The 15,831-nt window shown below is 59.6% G+C and carries 12 protein-coding genes and 1 tRNA gene; 5 read left to right on the top strand and 8 right to left on the bottom strand.

Translation table 11 applies throughout. The features are described from left to right. The first annotated feature begins 348 nt into the window (after positions 1-348). Positions 349-423 (top strand) — tRNA-Val (locus tag GSQ77_RS09475). Between the two features lie 522 nt (positions 424-945). After that, positions 946-2,610, top strand: a complete 1,665-nt coding sequence (locus tag GSQ77_RS09470; protein ID WP_158901381.1) for an acetolactate synthase large subunit — start codon at positions 946-948, stop codon at positions 2,608-2,610. A gap of 135 nt (positions 2,611-2,745) precedes the next feature. Here the strand turns inward: GSQ77_RS09470 and GSQ77_RS09465 are convergent, their stop codons facing one another. After that, the gene (locus tag GSQ77_RS09465) at positions 2,746-3,162 is read right to left on the bottom strand and encodes a DoxX family protein (protein ID WP_158901379.1); all 417 of its coding nucleotides are present in this window, start codon (positions 3,160-3,162) and stop codon (positions 2,746-2,748) included. Positions 3,163-3,619: 457 nt separating this feature from the next. On the opposite strand from GSQ77_RS09465, the gene GSQ77_RS09460 reads away from it, so the two are divergent. Next, positions 3,620-5,197 carry a methyl-accepting chemotaxis protein gene (locus tag GSQ77_RS09460; RefSeq protein ID WP_158901377.1) on the top strand — a complete coding sequence of 526 codons (1,578 nt, stop codon included), beginning with the start codon at positions 3,620-3,622 and terminating at the stop codon, positions 5,195-5,197. Positions 5,198-5,224: 27 nt separating this feature from the next. On the opposite strand, the gene GSQ77_RS09455 is transcribed toward GSQ77_RS09460, so the two are convergent. Beyond that, on the bottom strand, positions 5,225-6,205 hold the full coding sequence (locus GSQ77_RS09455) for a DUF1571 domain-containing protein (protein WP_158901375.1): 981 nt from the start codon (positions 6,203-6,205) through the stop codon (positions 5,225-5,227). Between the two features lie 127 nt (positions 6,206-6,332). Next, entirely contained in the window at positions 6,333-8,225 is a 1,893-nt protein-coding gene (locus GSQ77_RS09450; RefSeq protein WP_158901373.1) for a potassium transporter Kup, read from the bottom strand. Positions 8,226-8,636: 411 nt separating this feature from the next. Between GSQ77_RS09450 and GSQ77_RS09445 the strand changes: the two genes are divergently transcribed. After that, positions 8,637-9,893, top strand: a complete 1,257-nt coding sequence (locus GSQ77_RS09445) for an aconitase X catalytic domain-containing protein (RefSeq protein WP_158901371.1) — start codon at positions 8,637-8,639, stop codon at positions 9,891-9,893. Further along, positions 9,877-10,404, top strand: coding sequence for a DUF126 domain-containing protein (locus GSQ77_RS09440; protein ID WP_158901369.1), 528 nt, complete (start codon positions 9,877-9,879; stop codon positions 10,402-10,404). The genes GSQ77_RS09445 and GSQ77_RS09440 overlap by 17 nt, the downstream gene beginning before the upstream one ends. Here the strand turns inward: GSQ77_RS09440 and GSQ77_RS09435 are convergent. From GSQ77_RS09435 to GSQ77_RS09415, 5 genes are all read right to left on the bottom strand, one after another. Further along, the gene (locus tag GSQ77_RS09435; RefSeq protein WP_254067589.1) at positions 10,396-11,121 is read right to left on the bottom strand and encodes a GntR family transcriptional regulator; all 726 of its coding nucleotides are present in this window, start codon (positions 11,119-11,121) and stop codon (positions 10,396-10,398) included. The genes GSQ77_RS09440 and GSQ77_RS09435 overlap by 9 nt on opposite strands. 100 nt (positions 11,122-11,221) lie before the next feature. After that, positions 11,222-12,457: an amidohydrolase family protein gene (locus GSQ77_RS09430; RefSeq protein ID WP_158901365.1), complete on the bottom strand. Its 1,236-nt coding sequence runs from the start codon at positions 12,455-12,457 to the stop codon at positions 11,222-11,224. A 59-nt stretch (positions 12,458-12,516) separates the two neighbouring features. Beyond that, positions 12,517-13,515 (bottom strand): 4-hydroxyproline epimerase, encoded by a 999-nt coding sequence (locus tag GSQ77_RS09425; RefSeq protein ID WP_158901363.1) that lies wholly within the window; start codon positions 13,513-13,515, stop codon positions 12,517-12,519. 48 nt (positions 13,516-13,563) lie between these two features. After that, positions 13,564-14,466, bottom strand: coding sequence for a dihydrodipicolinate synthase family protein (locus GSQ77_RS09420; protein WP_158901361.1), 903 nt, complete (start codon positions 14,464-14,466; stop codon positions 13,564-13,566). A gap of 71 nt (positions 14,467-14,537) precedes the next feature. Further along, the gene (locus GSQ77_RS09415) at positions 14,538-15,812 is read right to left on the bottom strand and encodes an FAD-binding oxidoreductase (protein ID WP_254067535.1); all 1,275 of its coding nucleotides are present in this window, start codon (positions 15,810-15,812) and stop codon (positions 14,538-14,540) included. Positions 15,813-15,831: the final 19 nt, after the last annotated feature.

Below are 15,831 nucleotides of genomic sequence, written 5' to 3'. Positions count from 1 at the left end.
TTCGCGTAGGCGGTGGTTGTGCGGTATGGCGGCCGTTGGCGATCAATGCGGATTTTTCGGTTGATGCACCATTTGGGGTCTTCCCAAAAGACAGATGTGACGCTATACTCGCGGTCTTGTTTTAGCGGACAGCGTTTAAGCATATAGCTTGCTTCGCGCTTTCGGTTCAGGTACAGTTCGAGCCCGAATCGGCGGGGAACGCGAGTTGGATGCGGTTTTCACGTCCGTAAGTAGCACGCAATTCGGGTGGTTAGCTCAGCGGTAGAGCACTGCTTTCACACGGCAAACGGTAATCGTTTAAGCCCCATGACCCGAAGAGCAACGCAGCGCCATCAGAAGTACCCATATAGCCGGTTAGCTCAGGGGTAGAGCATCGCATTCACACTGCGGGGGTCGACGGTTCGAAACCGCCACCGGCTACCAAATACCCTTTCCATGTGTGCGCACCGGTAACGTCGAGTCCGGTGCGAGTCCAATCGTACACCGGGGTCTTACCTTGCTACGTGTGCCTGGCATCGGCCGTTTGCGATGTCAGAAATCTGCGCGCCGGATACGCCGTACCATAGAGCCAGCGCGGCCCGCGTCACCTTCTCCCCTGTCTGACCTTACAAAATACGCTTAATCTCGATCACGTCCGATTCGGTCAATTTGCTGCGAGGATTTCGCTCGCCCCTGATCGCCGCTTTCATTCCAGGCCGACCCTCATCAGCCCCTCGACTGCTGCACCCGACGCGCGCAGGTGTACAGTGAGTTAGCTGCCTTCTTGAGTGAAGCCCGTTAGCAAGCTCGATTCTGCATCAGATGTTTGTGAAACCCATGCGCAAGCAGCAGTTTATGTGACACGCCAAGCTAAGGACATCGCTCCAGGCCCGATTGGTGACCAACGCGGCGCGTCCACCGTTTTCCCACGATTAACTGTGGTCAAAAGAAAAAAGGTGACTATCCATGAAAGCATCCGACCTGTTCGTCAAGGCCCTGGAGAATGAAGGCGTCGATCGCGTCTTCGCCGTGCCCGGTGAAGAGAATCTCGACGTCGTCGAGTCGCTGCGGCGCTCCAGCATTCATCTGATTCTGACCCGCCATGAACAGTCTGCAGCCTTCATGGCGGCGACTCACGGCCGCCTGACGGGAAGGCCGGGCGTCTGCATGGCGACGCTCGGCCCCGGCGCACTGAATCTGGTCACCGGTGCCGCCTACGCGCATCTCGGCGCTATGCCGATGGTGCTCGTTACCGGGCAGAAGCCAATCATGTCGGCGCACCAAGCGCGCTTCCAGATCGTCGATATTGTCGCCACGATGAAACCACTGACCAAGGCGTCCCAGCAGATCGTCAGCGGGGCCAGTATTCCAACCGTGGTGCGCGAAGCGTTCCGGCTTGCCGCGGACGAGCGGCCCGGGCCGGTCCACCTCGAGTTGCCTGAAGACGTGGCCGCCGTTGAAGTCAGCGATGAGGTGGCGCTCGTTCCGCTTCATCCCGTCGAACTCCCGATGGCGCAAGAGGCTGCCATCGAACGGGCTGCGGCTTTGCTGATGAAGGCTGAGCGTCCGTTGGTCATGTTCGGTGCCGCCAGCAACCGGCCGCGGCTTGCGGGTCAATTGACCGAATTCATTCGACGCACCGGTATCCCGTTCTTCACCACCCAGATGGGCAAGGGTACCGTTGCCGCCGTCGGCAATGACGAGTCTACTGAACTCTGGATGGGAACGGCCGCGCTAAGCGAGCGCGACTACCTGCACGAGGCGATCGACCGCGCCGACCTGATCCTCGCGATCGGGCATGACACCGTCGAAAAACCACCGTTCATCATGGGGCCGAAGGGACCCACCGTCATTCACGTGGGTTATACGCCGGCGCACGTCGAACAGGTGTTCTTCCCGCATGCCGAAGTGGTGGGCGACCTTGGCCTGAGTCTGCGGCGGCTCGCAGACCAGGTGCAAGGCAAGCTTGCGAACGCGGCTGCACTGGCGCCTCTGCGCGAAGGTATCTTGAGACGCACGATGGACCGGGCGCAGGAATCACGCTACCCGCTGACGCCTCAACGCATCGTCCACGACGTGCGCGAGGTGATGCCGGCCGACGGCATCGTCGCCCTCGACAACGGGATGTACAAGATCTGGTTCGCGCGATGTTATCGGACACGCAGCGCCAACACGCTGCTGCTCGACAACGCATTGGCGACGATGGGCGCCGGCTTGCCGTCGGCCCTGATGGCCGCGCTGCTCTATCCTGCCCGGCGCGTGATGGCGGTGTGCGGCGACGGCGGCTTCATGATGAACTCGCAGGAACTCGAGACCGCGGTCCGGCTGAAGCTCAACCTCGTTGTATTGATCATCCAGGACGACGCCTACGGAATGATCCGATGGAAGCAGGCCGTCGACAATTTCACGGACTGGGGTCTCACTTTCGGCAACCCCGATTTCGTCAAGTACGCGGATGCTTATGGGGCTAAAGGACGACGGGTCGAGTCAGCCGAAGCGCTGGCGCCGACGCTGGAAGCGGCGTTCCGCGAAGGCGGTGTGCAGTTGGTAATCGTTCCGGTCGACTACTCGGAGAACATCCGGGTACTCGTCGACGAACTCAAAAACCGGGTCACGGAGGTCGCACAGTGAAGATCAGGGCAGCAGTCCTTCAGGTTCAAACCCTGTACCACCCACCAATTAGCGGGAAGCCGCACAGGAAAGGCCCTGAGGCATATGCTCAGGGCCTTTTGCGCAAGACCATCGAAACTCTACTGCGAGAGAGGCTTACTTCCTGTCGAGCGAGTACTTGCCAGGACCGGTCACGGACAACAGCAGGAAGCCACCGATGATGCTGAGATTCTTGTAGAAATTGACCATATTGGTGTACTCCGCCATGCCAGTCATGTTCCAGTAGTGGTGAGCGATCATGGAGGTGCCCAACGTGTAGATCGCGAGAACGATTGCCAGCGGACGGGCATAAAAGCCAACGCCGATCGCAATAGCCACAGCGACTTCCATCACGACGGCGATGATCGCTGCCAGCATAGGTAGCGGCGCTCCGGTCTTCGCCATATAGGCAACCGTCCCGGAGAAGTCTGTGACCTTCACCCAGCCGAACTTCACAAACAGGACCACCAACAGGATGCGAGCGACGAGCAGCAGTTCGTTCTTACGATCCTCAAACAGGGTGGTGTAGCGCATGAATTCTCTCCCAAGCCTTAAAAGTCGATGTTTCGAAAAAAACGGGAATGAGGCTCGCGGCAAGTTTCGCAGCGGACCGGCAGATCAAACAGCGTTCAAGAGCAGAGTTGCGACACGGCGATGCATAAGCTGCGCCGCCGAAGTCTACGCTCGCTGGACATGGACGACCAGTACCTCGGCGAGCTTAGGCCGGGTCATTTTCAAGGCGAACCTCTTTTAAAGAGTAACCTCAAAGATCCAGGTCAAAGATCCCACTGATCGATCATCGTTGCGGCCATCAGAATTTTATCCGTCTAATTTGTGGACACTTTGGACACGCAAACGCAGCGCAAATACTTAAGCAAATACCCTTGATTATTGCTGACTCGCGCCGATAAAAAGGGATGCCCCTTTCACGAGGCTTCAACATGGCAGGTTTGCCTGTCCCTTATTATCGATTTAAAAGGTTAGCAAACCTATGAAGTTGTCCTTTGTCCAGAAGCTCTGGTTGCCATTGATCTTGAGCCTGCTGTGTCTTGCCGGAATCTCTTTCTACAACGCTTACCAGACAAGAGCAATGCAGCTGGGCGAACGCAAGGCGGACCTGACACACGTGTCGGAAAACGCCCTGAGTGTCGTCAAGACCTTTGCCGACCAAGCGGCCGCCGGCACTATGCCCGTAGCGCAAGCGCAGAAACGGGCGATGGACACCATCCGCAACATGCGTTATGGCGAAGACGGCTATTTCTTGATCATCGATTCGCGGCCGACGGTCCTGATGTCGATACGGCCGGAGTTGGTTGGCAAGGACGTCGGCGACTACAAGGATCCCAACGGGGTCTACTTCTTCAGGAACATGGTCGATGTTGCCAAGCGCGACGGCAAGGGCTTTGTCGAGTATTCTGCGGCGAGACCGGGCGCCACCGAAGCTCTGCCGAAAATTGGCTACAGCGTGACCTATCAGCCGTGGGACTGGTTTCTCTCGACGGGGCTCTATGTCGACGACATTGACGCAGCATTCCGCTCGACGCTGTATCAGAGCCTCGGGATCCTGGTGATACTGGCCGCCGCCTTGTCGGCTGTCGTGGTATTGCTCAACCGCGGCATCTTCCGCTCACTGGGCGGTGAGCCGTCCTACGCCGCCGAAATTGCCAACCAGATTGCCAACAACGATCTGACTGCCGTGGTGAAGACCGCGCCGAACGATCGCTCCAGCCTGCTGTTTTCGATGAAGCGCATGCAAGAGCAGCTCACGCAAACGATAGGCACGATCAAGACTTCGGCCGAGTCGATTGCCACCGCCACTCACCAGATTGCGGCGGGCAACCAGAATCTGTCGCAGCGCACCGAAGAGCAGGCGGCTTCGCTCGAGGAAACCGCGGCCAGCATGGAGCAACTGACCTCGACGGTCACGCAGAATGCCGACAACGCCAGTCAGGCCAACCAGCTCGCGGCTCAAGCCGCCGAGGTGGCAGAACAGGGCAGCACCGTGGTGTCACGCGTGGTGGAAACCATGGACGGCATCAACGCCAGTTCGGACAAGATTGCCGACATTGTCGGCCTCATCGAGGGTATCGCCTTTCAGACCAATATCCTGGCGCTCAATGCCGCCGTGGAAGCCGCGCGCGCAGGCGAGCAAGGGCGGGGTTTTGCGGTGGTGGCCTCGGAAGTGCGCTCGCTTGCGCAGCGCTCCTCGGCGGCGTCCAAGGAAATCAAGGAGCTGATTCAAGATTCCGTGGAGCGCGTGAGGACAGGCGCCGGCCACGTACAGGAAGCCGGCACGAAGATGCGCGAAATTACTCGCGAGATTCGCCGTGTGACCGACATCATGGGTGAAATCACCGCCGCATCGCAGGAACAGAGCAAAGGCATCGGGCAGGTCAGCCAGGCTGTCACGCAGATGGACGAAGTCACGCAGCAGAACGCAGCGTTGGTCGAACAGGCGGCGGCGGCCGCCGGCTCACTCGAGTCACAGGCGAACGATCTGAAAGCCGCGGTTTCGATGTTCAGGCTGGACACATCGGTACGAACAAGGTCGGCGACGCAGGCGCGATGATGGGCGACGTAGCGCGAGTCGCGGCTCTCAGAACTTATACTGCGGATTCTTCGGATCAAAGGTCGAGGCGTCGAAGTGTTTGGGCGTCACGTCGGTGAATGTAAACTTCTCGAAGAGTTCTCCGTTGTTGTCCCACGCTTCGCTCGTACCGAAGAAGGGGTGGCGCAAGTCGAGCCCGAGGCGCACTTTCTTCGCGTAGAACTGCGGCTGTCCGGTGGGCGTTTCCCAAGTGAATGCCACGACGCGTTCGCCGTAGTCAGTCAACACTTCGATCTTCGAAGGCTTGTCGATGCCCGCCGCGTGATACTTTTTCAGCTCAGAAAGAAACAATTCCGTGACGTAGCCGAGGTTCAGTTCCCGCACGGTGTGATTCGACTGTGCGAGGGCTCGCGAGCCGTCGATCGGCGTCCATATCGATACGAAACTGAAAGTGCCACCCTGATGGGCGTAGAGCTGCTTCGGGTCCTTCGTTTCGTCATAGATCATTTCTTGCCCGGCGCTCCTGCCGTCGGCTAACCACTTGACGTAGACTTGCATGGGGTCCTGGCGATAGCGCACCAGCAAATGGGCCGGTTGGGTTTGCCACACGCCTTTTATGCGTTGTTGGCTATAGGTCTGAAACTCATATTCCCGGTAGCGTGCGCTACCCGCTTCAACGTAGCGCGGGAGCGTATCGGGGGACAGCGATTGAAACAGTTCGACGAGTTGCGCGTCGCCCAATTTTGCCAGCTCGCCGCTTTGTGCCGCGCGATTCAACCACGCTACCTGTCGCTCGACGGGCATGCTGCCTACCTGACCCAACCCAGACGTGTCGGTTGAGGACGCGCTGCCCGATGCGCCGGTGTCCGCGGCGGGGGCCGGCAGCGCCTGGCTGGCGGCCGGTGTCGGTGTCGTATCCTGGGCGCGCGCCGGCACGGCTATCATGGCAGCCGATGTGAGCACTAAAGCCAACAGTCTTGCAAAGCCGGTTGCGCGCAATGGGAGGGTGGTCTGGAAAATTCGCAGCATGCAGCACCTCGGGATCAGCTTTTCGCCGGTTAAGAAGCGGCTAAAGACGCCGCTAAGGAACCACTATGGGGCCAGTTCTCCATTCTAGGCGACAAAACCGTATGCCGCGAACTGCGCGCATCGAGGGCTATAGGTTGATCTGGCCGCCCATCTCTATCACGCGTTTGGGCGGTAGATGATAATAATCACCTACGTGGGCGGCATTGCGGCTCAGAAATGCGAAAAGCTTATCGCGCCATATGGGCATCGATCGAGTCTCGCCCGTCGCCAGAATGAACCTGCTCCCGATGAAGAACGACGTTGCTTCCGGATCGTACCGCCAGCTCGGAATTTGGCCTTCGACAGATTTCAGTATTGCCGGAATATCGGGTAACTCCATGAACCCGTAGTGCAAGGTTAGCGCATAGCATCCCTCACCCAGGTCGGTCACGGTCGTCTTCTGCGAAACATACGGAACGTTGGCGGTCGAGCCTGCGATAAAAATGTTACGCGCATGTAAGACGTGGTTGTGCTTGAGGTTATGCACGAACGCTGTCGGTGTGCGGTCTTCAACCCCGCCAGGGAACACGGCTGTGCCTCTCACACGAGAAGGCGGCGGTGTTTCATTGCATAAGACCGCGATGGCGTCTCTTAACGGGAGGTTCTCAGCGCTGACCCTTGCCCTTAGCAATTCACGCCCTTTGTGCCATGTCGTCATCACCGTGAACAAGACAACGCCGGCCAGCAACGGAAACCAACCGCCATCGAGCACCTTGCTCGCATTGCTCGATACGAAAGCGAGATCGACCAGCACGAGCGGGCCGATGACCGCCGCCGTGGTGCTGAGTTTCCAGCGCCACAGGCACCGTGCGATGAAAGACATGAGCAGCGTAGTCAGCAGCATGGTCGATGCCACCGCAATGCCGTATGCGGCAGCCAGATTGTCGGATGATTTGAAAAAGATCACCAGGAACACGATCGCCACGAACAGGGCTGCATTGATAAACGGCACGTAGACTTGTCCGATCTCGTGCGTCGACGTGTGGATGATCTTGACTCTAGGCAGGAACCCCAGTTGCACGGCCTGCTTGGTCATGGAGAATGCGCCGGAGATCACCGCCTGCGACGCGATGATGGTCGCCGCGGTTGCGAGCACAACCAGCGGCACAAGCGCCCAACTCGGAACCAACTGGAAAAAGGGTTGCTGCACCGCGGCGGGTCGCGCCAGCACCATTGCGGCTTGGCCGAAGTAGTTAAGAACCAGGCTAGGCAAAACGAGGCCCAGCCACGCAAGCCGGATCGGCTTTTTCCCAAAGTGCCCCATGTCCGCATACAGCGCTTCACCTCCGGTGAGTGCCAAAAACACCGAGCCGAGCACGATGAAAGCGGTTCCCGGACTGTGCGCTACGAAACGCACCGCCCAGATCGGTGAAGCGGCCAGCAGTATCGTCGCATGCTGCGCGATATGGAACACGCCCAGGCTCGCCAAGGTTACAAACCATACCACCATGACGGGGCCGAACAACTTGCCGACGACCGTCGTACCGCGCTTTTGTATTGCGAATAATCCCGTGAGAATAACCAGCGCGATAGGTACGATCCAGACCGTCAGATGCGCATCCACCAGCGTCACGCCCTCAACCGCGGAAATGACGGAGATGGCCGGCGTGATCATGGAGTCGCCGTAGAACATTGCCGCACCCAAGACGCCCAGCGTAAGCAGCACCGTACGCATTTTCGCCGGTGCCACGCCCGACGCGAGCGCGGTAAGCGCCAGTATCCCGCCTTCCCCATGGTTATCCGCGCGCATGACGAAGCAGACATATTTCAGGGTCACGACGATAAGTATCGACCAGAGTATCAGGGATACGATGCCAAAGACGTTCGTCTGACTCAAGTCTCCGGCCGCCTTCAGGCACTCCCGCAAGGTGTATAGAGGACTGGTTCCGATGTCTCCGAACACAACCCCGATGGCCCCCAGGACAATAGCGGGCGCAGCTTTGGATGGGCGAGTTGCAGCGCTGCCGATTGATGGCGTCATGGAATAACCGAAAAGATGCTGTAACGGGGCCAACGGCTTATCGATCTGATCTGTACTGTGGCCGTCGACCAGGCGGGTGCGCGTTTAACGATGTCTGATAGGACCGTCAAACGCTCATGGCGTTCCGAGGGGAATTTTGGGTATCCGTGTCATCCCCCCTAAGCTCTCGCAACGATTACCATCATCCCCCCCTCGCCAAAAGCCGTTTTGCAGAAAATTTTGGATCCGATATCCTTTATACTTTCTTTAAAACCAGCCCGCGCGGCGATTCAGTTTGAGTCAAAATTTCTCATATGAAAGCCGCGCGATTCGCACCCGCGCCGGTCTTCTCGAACCAAGCGCCGCGTACTCAACCAGGCATAGCAAACCGGTGTTGCCGTGTTGCCCTCGGTCTATCAGGAGCAGAACGACATGCTGACACTCAGCGCGCATGATCGCGCGATGCTGGACGGCGACCTCGGACCGGGCGTGGCGCTGGCCATGCGTATCGTGACCCGGATCGCAAACGTCATGTCCGCGCACGAACTCATAGCCGTGACCTCAGCGCATATCGATGGCTGCCTCTATCACGGCGCAACCAGCCTCGACTTTGTCGAACGCTTCGTGCAAGCCGGTACGAAAGTGGTGATCCCGACCACGCTGAACGTCGGCTCGCTGGACCTGATACACCCCGAGCTGTATCACGGGCCGGCGAGCACGGGGAAAGCAGCGCATCGGCTCATGGACGCGCACGTGGAGCTAGGCTGTGAATCCAGCTTCACGTGCGCGCCCTACCAACTCAAGCACCGGCCGAAGCTGGGCGAGCAGATTGCATGGGCGGAATCCAACGCAATCGTCTTTGCCAACTCCGTGCTCGGTGCGCGCACCAACCGCTACGGCGACTTCCTCGATCTGGCGGCGGCCATCACCGGCCGCGCGCCCTATGCCGGTCTGCACGTTGCCGAGAATCGGGCCGCGCGGATCGTGTTTGAAGCCCCCGATTTTTCAGCACTGCCGGGGCGCGACATCTTCTTTGCCGCTTTAGGCTTGCTGGTCGGAAAAGAGGCCGGTGCGAGCGTTGCGGCGATCGTCGGCTTACCGCTAGACACCACTGAAGACGAACTCAAGGCGCTAGGTGCAGCCGCTGCATCCAGCGGTGCAGTCGCGCTTTTTCATGCCGTCGGGATCACACCGGAAGCACCAACGCTAGACGCCGCCTTGCAAGGCCGACCGCCGATGCGTACCGTCGCTGTGTCGCTGGACGATCTGCGCGAGGTGCGTCGGAAATTGAATCACGCCGGGCCGGGCGACCCGCTCGTGGCAGTGAGCCTGGGTACCCCGCATTTCTCCGTTACCGAATTCGAGCAACTGCTACAATTATTTGCGCAGTACTCGGGGCCGCTGCGGTGCGACTTCTACGTCAACACCAGCCGCTATATTCTCTGGTTGCTGGAGCAAACCGGCGTGGCCGAGAAATTAGCCGATCGCGGCGTGCAGATCGTGGTCGACACTTGCACATACATCACCCCCGTCATGAAGAAAATGACGGGACTCGTCATGACCAATTCGGGCAAATGGGCGCATTACGCACCGGCCAACATTGGCGTGACCGTGGCATACGGCAGCATGTCGGAATGCGTGCGTTCAGCCTTCGAGGGAAAGGTGTGGTTCGATGAACAGATCAGCTAACGCGGGCGACGATCCCAGTGACGCAACCGCGATATCGCAGCTCTCTGCGCAGCTCTCTGGGGTCTTGACGGGAGAAGCGCTGACCAGCGGCTATGCACGCGGCCCGAAAGCACTGCTGAGCGAACCGCTCAGTTTCTGGGGTGGATACGATAGCGCGCAAGGGACGATAGTCGACAAGACCCATCCTTGTTTCGGCCAACGGCTCGGTGGCACGATCATGGTGATGCCGCGCGCCAAAGGCTCCAGCTCCAGCAGCAGTGTTCTTGCTGAAGCCATCCGCAACGGCACCGGGCCGCTGGGCATCATCCTGCGCGAACGCGATCTGATCATCGCGACCGGCGTCATCGTCGCCAGCGAACTCTATGGGATCAACATCCCGCTGGTCGTGGTCGCTGACGCCGACTTCAAATCGATCAGCGACGCTGACGCCATCATCGAAATCTCCTGCCCCAACCAACTTGGCACCGCGCGGGTCACGCTGATCGCAGTATCGCGTCCTGCCCTAGCTTAAAACAACCGATTCGACGATCTTCACGATCTGCTGCGCAGCCACCTTCACGTGCTGCTCCAGCAGCTTGGCGCCCAGCTTGGCGTCGCGCTTGCGGCACGCTTGCACAAGCCCCATATGCTCTTCGTGCGACTGCGTGCGTATCGGTACCTTGACCACCTGAAAGCGGAAATACCGGTCGCTACGGTCGTGCAGCACCCGCAACATCTGCAGCGTGATTTCACGTTGCGCCGGCAAATAGAGCGTTTCGTGGAAGCTCCAATTCAAATGCCCCCACTGCGCCTCGTCCGCCCCGTCCATTTCCTTGACCATGCGCTCGGCCCTGGCAATTTCCGCCTCGGTGATGCGCGGAATCGCTTCCGCAAAAATCCATGGCTCCAGCCGCAACCGAATGTCGAAGGTCTCGCGCACCTCTGCGACCGACAGCTCGCAGACATAAGCTCCCTTGTGCGCCACGACGTTGATCATGCCTTCGGCTCGCAAGCGTGTAATGGCCTCGCGCACCGGCACGCGGCTCACGCCCAGCTCTTCGGCCAAGGCTTCCTGCCGCAGCACTTCGCCCGGCGCCAAGTCGCCACTCAAGATCCGCTGGCGTATCGCCGTCGTGACCAATTCGACCGCCGTCGGCCGCACGATTTTGCGACTCACCCTTTCGGCGATCACGGGACCCTTCTCAATGGACACTTCGTTACGGCGTTGCTTAGCGGCGACCATGGGTATAGCTGTGCTTATAAAGTTATAGGAACATCCGATCGTAGCATGGCTTAAATTTGGGATACAAAATCCCAAATGCCCCGCTTTTCCCTTGCTTTCCCCTCAATTAGAAGCCGGCACGCCGGACCCATGCCCCGGCTTTCATCACCGCGGCGATGCGCTCGCCCTGCCCCGTCAGCAAGTGAATATTCTGCGTAGGGTCCCCATCTACGACCAACAGATCGGCAATCGCATCGGCCGCGACAACACCCAGGCGCCCTTCCATGCCGACGATCTCTGCGCCGATGGCCGTCGCCTGGCAGATGGTTTCAAATGCACCGACGATTTCCGCGCGGATCGACAGTTCATCGCTTTGGAATTCGTGCATGTCGCCCAGCAAATCGCTGCCTAAACCAATCTTGACGCCGTGGCGCTTGAGAATTTCCAGCGCACGCAAGCCCTGAATTCGCACCGCCTCATTCTTGACCAGCGTGCTTTCCCCGATGCCGGCCTTGGCGCCCACTTTGCTCATGGCATCGTAAGTCACCAGCGTGGGCACGGCATAAGCGCCATGACGCGCCATGAGCTCGGCCGTCGCGTCGTCGATAAGATTGCCGTGCTCGATGGTTCTAATACCGAGTTCGACCACGCGCGAGATCGCCTTGGCGGTGTAGGCGTGCGCCATCACATAGGTCTGGTGTGATTGCGCCTCTTCGACGATAGCCTTGATCTCGTCGACCGAAAATTGCAGATTGCCGATCGGATCGGTCGGCGACGCAACGCCGCCCGAGGCCATGATCTTGATATGGTGGGCGCCGGCGCGCATTTCTTCACGCACGGCCCGGCGGACATCGTCGACACCGTCGACGATGCGACCGATCGCACCTAGGTTGCGGTTGCAGCCGCAAGGATCGGGATCCGAGTTGTCGAAGCGTTCGCGGAAATCGCCATGACCGCCCGTTTGCGACAGTGCCTTGCCGGCGACAAAAAGACGAGGCCCGGCGATCACGCCTTCCTCGATCGCCTTGGATAGCGCGTAGTCGGCGCCGCCCGCGTCGCGCACCGTCGTGAACCCGCGATTGAGCATGCCCTGCAGGATAGGCACCGCCCGCAGCACCGCGAAGGTGTTGGGCAGCCGGCTGTTGTTGCCCAGATGAGCCACCGATGCAATCACGTGCGCATGGCAATCGATCATGCCCGGCATGACGGTGCGGCCACCCATGTCCAGGGTTTGTGCATCCGGCAACGACACGGGCTCGCGAGTCACTTCGCGTATGGTATCGCCGTCGATGACGATGCTATACCGGCCATCATCGTGTTCGTGATTGACGTCGAGTACGCGAACGTTTTTTAGGATCAGCATGATTACACCTGGTTATTTTCGTGGGAATGGAGAGCGCACGATGCAATGGAGCGCCGCGCTCACTTCAACAAGAACCCTCGGGCCAGCGGATCGCGATCGTCGACAAAGATCGTGTTATGACCGGTGACACGCGCCCAACCTTCGATACTGGGGACGATCGCATCGAACTCGCCGACGCGAGTCGCCTCTTCCGCAATACCGTTGAACAAAGTGCCGATGATGCTTTCGTGCACAAAACGCTCGCCTACTTGCAAGCGACCTTGGCTCACGAGTTGCGCCATACGGGCCGAGGTGCCGGTGCCGCAAGGCGAACGGTCGATCGCCTTGTCGCCGTAGAAGACCGCGTTGCGCCCATGTGCCGTCGGCACAGTCGCGTCGCCGGTCCACATCACGTGGCTCAGGCCGCTGATTTCCGGTTTCTCCGGATGAACGAAGCGGTATTTCTCGTTCGCCTTCTGCCGCAGGATGGGGCTCAGGCGCTGGATGTCCGAAGGCTTCAAGGTATGCAAGCCTGCGTAGTGGGCTTGCGGCTCGATGATGGCGTAGAAATTCCCGCCATAGGCCACATCGAAGCGAATTTCGCCGATGCCGTCGACCTCGACGCTCAGATCGGTTGAATGGAGGAATGACGGTACGTTGATGAGCTGCACAGAGTCGACATAGTCCCCGTCCATCTTGTAGCGCGCGAGCACCGGGCCGGCCGGTGTGTCCAGGCGCAGCACGCCCGGTTCGCGCGGTCGCACCAGACCATGCTCGATGGCAGTGGTCACGGTACCGATGGTGCCGTGGCCGCACATCGGCAGGCAGCCGCTGACCTCGATAAACAGAATCGCCACATCGCAATCGGCTCGCGTCGACGGATACAGTATGGTGCCGGACATCACCTCGTGCCCGCGCGGTTCGAACATCAGAGCCGTGCGGATCCAGTCGAACTCCCGCTCGAAGTGCGCGCGCCGTTCTATCATGGTGCCACCCGACAGGATAGGCGCGCCCCCGGCCACCACGCGCACCGGGTTACCACAGGTGTGGCCGTCTATGCAAAAAAATGTACTTCTCATGTTCCCGCCCCGTCAGTTTCCTCAGTTGCCTTAGTTGCACTGATCCCGTCAATTCGACAGCGTCTTGAGATCGGCAAGCGTCTTCTCGATGATGCTCACGATCTCGGCACGCTCCTGCCCTTCGAGCTTCAGACGCGGGGCTTTGACGTTTTCCGAATAGCCCGCCGTGATGTTTTCCGCCAGCTTGATGTACTGCACCAGCTTGACGTGTACATCGAGGTGGAACAACGGGATGAGGATGCGATACAGCTTGCGCGCTTTGGCGAAGTCGCCCTTCACGGCCAGATCGAGCAGCTCGACCGACTCTTTCGGTACGGCATTGGCCATGCCGGATACCCAGCCCGTCACGCCAAGCGCTGCGGATTCGACCACCAGATCGTCCACGCCGCAGAAGACCAAAAAGCGCTCGCCGAAGCGGGCGTACACATCCGTTACCCGGGTCGTGTCGTAGGTCTCTTCCTTGATCGCGACGATGTTGGCTTCGTCTTTCAACTGATCGAGCAAATCGGGGCGCAGGTCCACGCCATAGCCGCGCGGATTGTTGTAGAGCATCAGGCCCAGTTTGGTGCTACGAGCGATGGTGCGGTAGAACGCCACGGTCTCGCGATCGTCGGAGCGGTATGTCAGGCCCGGAAATACCATCAAGCCTTGCACGCCGATCTGCTCTGCGTCCTTCGCGAACTGCACCGCACTGGCGGTATTGGTTTCGCCCAAACCGGAAATGACAGGCACGCGGCCGGCAACCGTTTCCACCGCGATCTTGAGCACTGTGCGCTTTTCTTCCGGGCTCAACTGAGCGTTTTCGCCCACCATACCCATCATCACCACGCCCCCGACACCGTTTTCGATGAGACGGTTCAGGCCGCTTCTGATCGCGTCGTGATCGAGCGTACTGTCTTCCTTCAGCTTCGTTGTAACGGCAGGAAAAACACCTTTCCAATTGACTTGCATGGCAGCACCTTTATAAAGATTGAAACATCAACGGGTAAGCCCGTAACTCATTCGAGGCACTCGCAGCCTCGCTATTTCTCAAAGCGCTCGATCGAGTAAGCGCCCAGCCCTGTCCCCGGGGTCCGCTGGGCGAGCAAATCCGCTACCAGGGCGCCGGTCGTAGCCGATTGCGTCAAACCGAGATGTCCATGGCCGAACGCGTAGATCACCGAGGAGACACGAGGCGAGCGGCCGATGACGGGCAGCGAGTCCGGCGTCGAAGGTCGATGCCCCATCCACTGCACGGCGCCTCGCGCGTCGATGCCGGGTAAGAAACGCTTGCCCAGTGTCAGCAGCGCATCGCTACGTTTGAAATTGGGCGCAGCCTTCAGCCCGGCAAATTCCGCGGCGCCGCCGATACGCAGACCAATATCGAGCGGCGTCGCGACAAACTTGCGCTCTGCAAAAATCACTTCTCGCGATAGCGTGGTACCCGATTGCGGCAGCGTGGTGTTATAGCCGCGTTCGCTATCAAGCAGCACGCGGTCGCCGATCGATGCGGCCAGCGTGCCGGACCATGCGCCCGCCGCCACCACCAGACGACGCCCGCTTATCGCACGGCCACTTGCCAGTCTTGCAGCGGGTGCGGCGCTATCGGATGCATCGAGCGCGACCACGCTCCCTTCGACGAATTGAGCACCCAACTCGCGCACCCGATCCCGCAACAAGGAAACCAGCCGCTTGGGGTCGCCGATGTGGGACCAGTCGTCCAGGAACATGCCATGCTTGAAGACGGGCGCCAGCGCCGGTTCGCACTCGCGAATCTCCGTCTGGCTCAAGGCCCGGCAGCGCACGCCCAATTCGCGTTTGAACTGCCACTCTTGCGCATCGGCCTGGAACGCCTCGTCGGTCTCGTAGACGGTCAAAGCGCCGCGGCGATAAAACATCGTCAATGCACCAATGTCGTTGAACATCGGCACCAGATCTTCGTACACCCGGTTGTTCAACGCTGCGAGCGCGTGCGATATGGCGGTGAAATACGGCGGCTGACCGGCTCGTCGAAACGCCATGAACCAGGGCAGCGCGGCCGGCACATGCTTCCAGTTCACGGCGAGCGGCCCGAGTGGATCGAACAACCATTTGGCGGCGTTGAAGAACAGGCCGTTCACGGAAATCGGCGTACTTTCCGTGACCGCGATACCCCCCGCGTTCCCATGCGAAGTGCGGTCGCCCTCAAAATCGCGATCGATGAGGGTGACCGCCGCGCCCTCTTTCAATGCTGACCATGCGCAAGCCAAACCGACCACGCCCGCGCCGATGACCACGACGTCGGGAAGAGGGGAAGAGCGAGCGTTGGAATTCATCATTACCGGTTTGCGTTACGAG

Source organism: Burkholderia sp. L27(2015), assembly GCF_009765705.1.
Lineage (GTDB): Bacteria > Pseudomonadota > Gammaproteobacteria > Burkholderiales > Burkholderiaceae > LMUX01.
This window is presented reverse-complemented; position numbering and strand designations above follow the sequence as displayed.

What these genes read in the sequence shown, in the direction of transcription:
- GSQ77_RS09425 (WP_158901363.1), bottom strand. Translation starts at nt 13,515, where the DNA reads ATGAGAAGTACATTTTTTTGCATAGACGGCCACACCTGTGGTAACCCG.
- GSQ77_RS09415 (WP_254067535.1), bottom strand. Translation starts at nt 15,812, where the DNA reads ATGATGAATTCCAACGCTCGCTCTTCCCCTCTTCCCGACGTCGTGGTC.
- GSQ77_RS09470 (WP_158901381.1), top strand. Translation starts at nt 946, where the DNA reads ATGAAAGCATCCGACCTGTTCGTCAAGGCCCTGGAGAATGAAGGCGTC.
- GSQ77_RS09455 (WP_158901375.1), bottom strand. Translation starts at nt 6,205, where the DNA reads ATGCTGCGAATTTTCCAGACCACCCTCCCATTGCGCGCAACCGGCTTT.
- GSQ77_RS09460 (WP_158901377.1), top strand. Translation starts at nt 3,620, where the DNA reads ATGAAGTTGTCCTTTGTCCAGAAGCTCTGGTTGCCATTGATCTTGAGC.
- GSQ77_RS09440 (WP_158901369.1), top strand. Translation starts at nt 9,877, where the DNA reads ATGAACAGATCAGCTAACGCGGGCGACGATCCCAGTGACGCAACCGCG.
- GSQ77_RS09445 (WP_158901371.1), top strand. Translation starts at nt 8,637, where the DNA reads ATGCTGACACTCAGCGCGCATGATCGCGCGATGCTGGACGGCGACCTC.
- GSQ77_RS09420 (WP_158901361.1), bottom strand. Translation starts at nt 14,466, where the DNA reads ATGCAAGTCAATTGGAAAGGTGTTTTTCCTGCCGTTACAACGAAGCTG.
- GSQ77_RS09450 (WP_158901373.1), bottom strand. Translation starts at nt 8,225, where the DNA reads ATGACGCCATCAATCGGCAGCGCTGCAACTCGCCCATCCAAAGCTGCG.
- GSQ77_RS09465 (WP_158901379.1), bottom strand. Translation starts at nt 3,162, where the DNA reads ATGCGCTACACCACCCTGTTTGAGGATCGTAAGAACGAACTGCTGCTC.
- GSQ77_RS09430 (WP_158901365.1), bottom strand. Translation starts at nt 12,457, where the DNA reads ATGCTGATCCTAAAAAACGTTCGCGTACTCGACGTCAATCACGAACAC.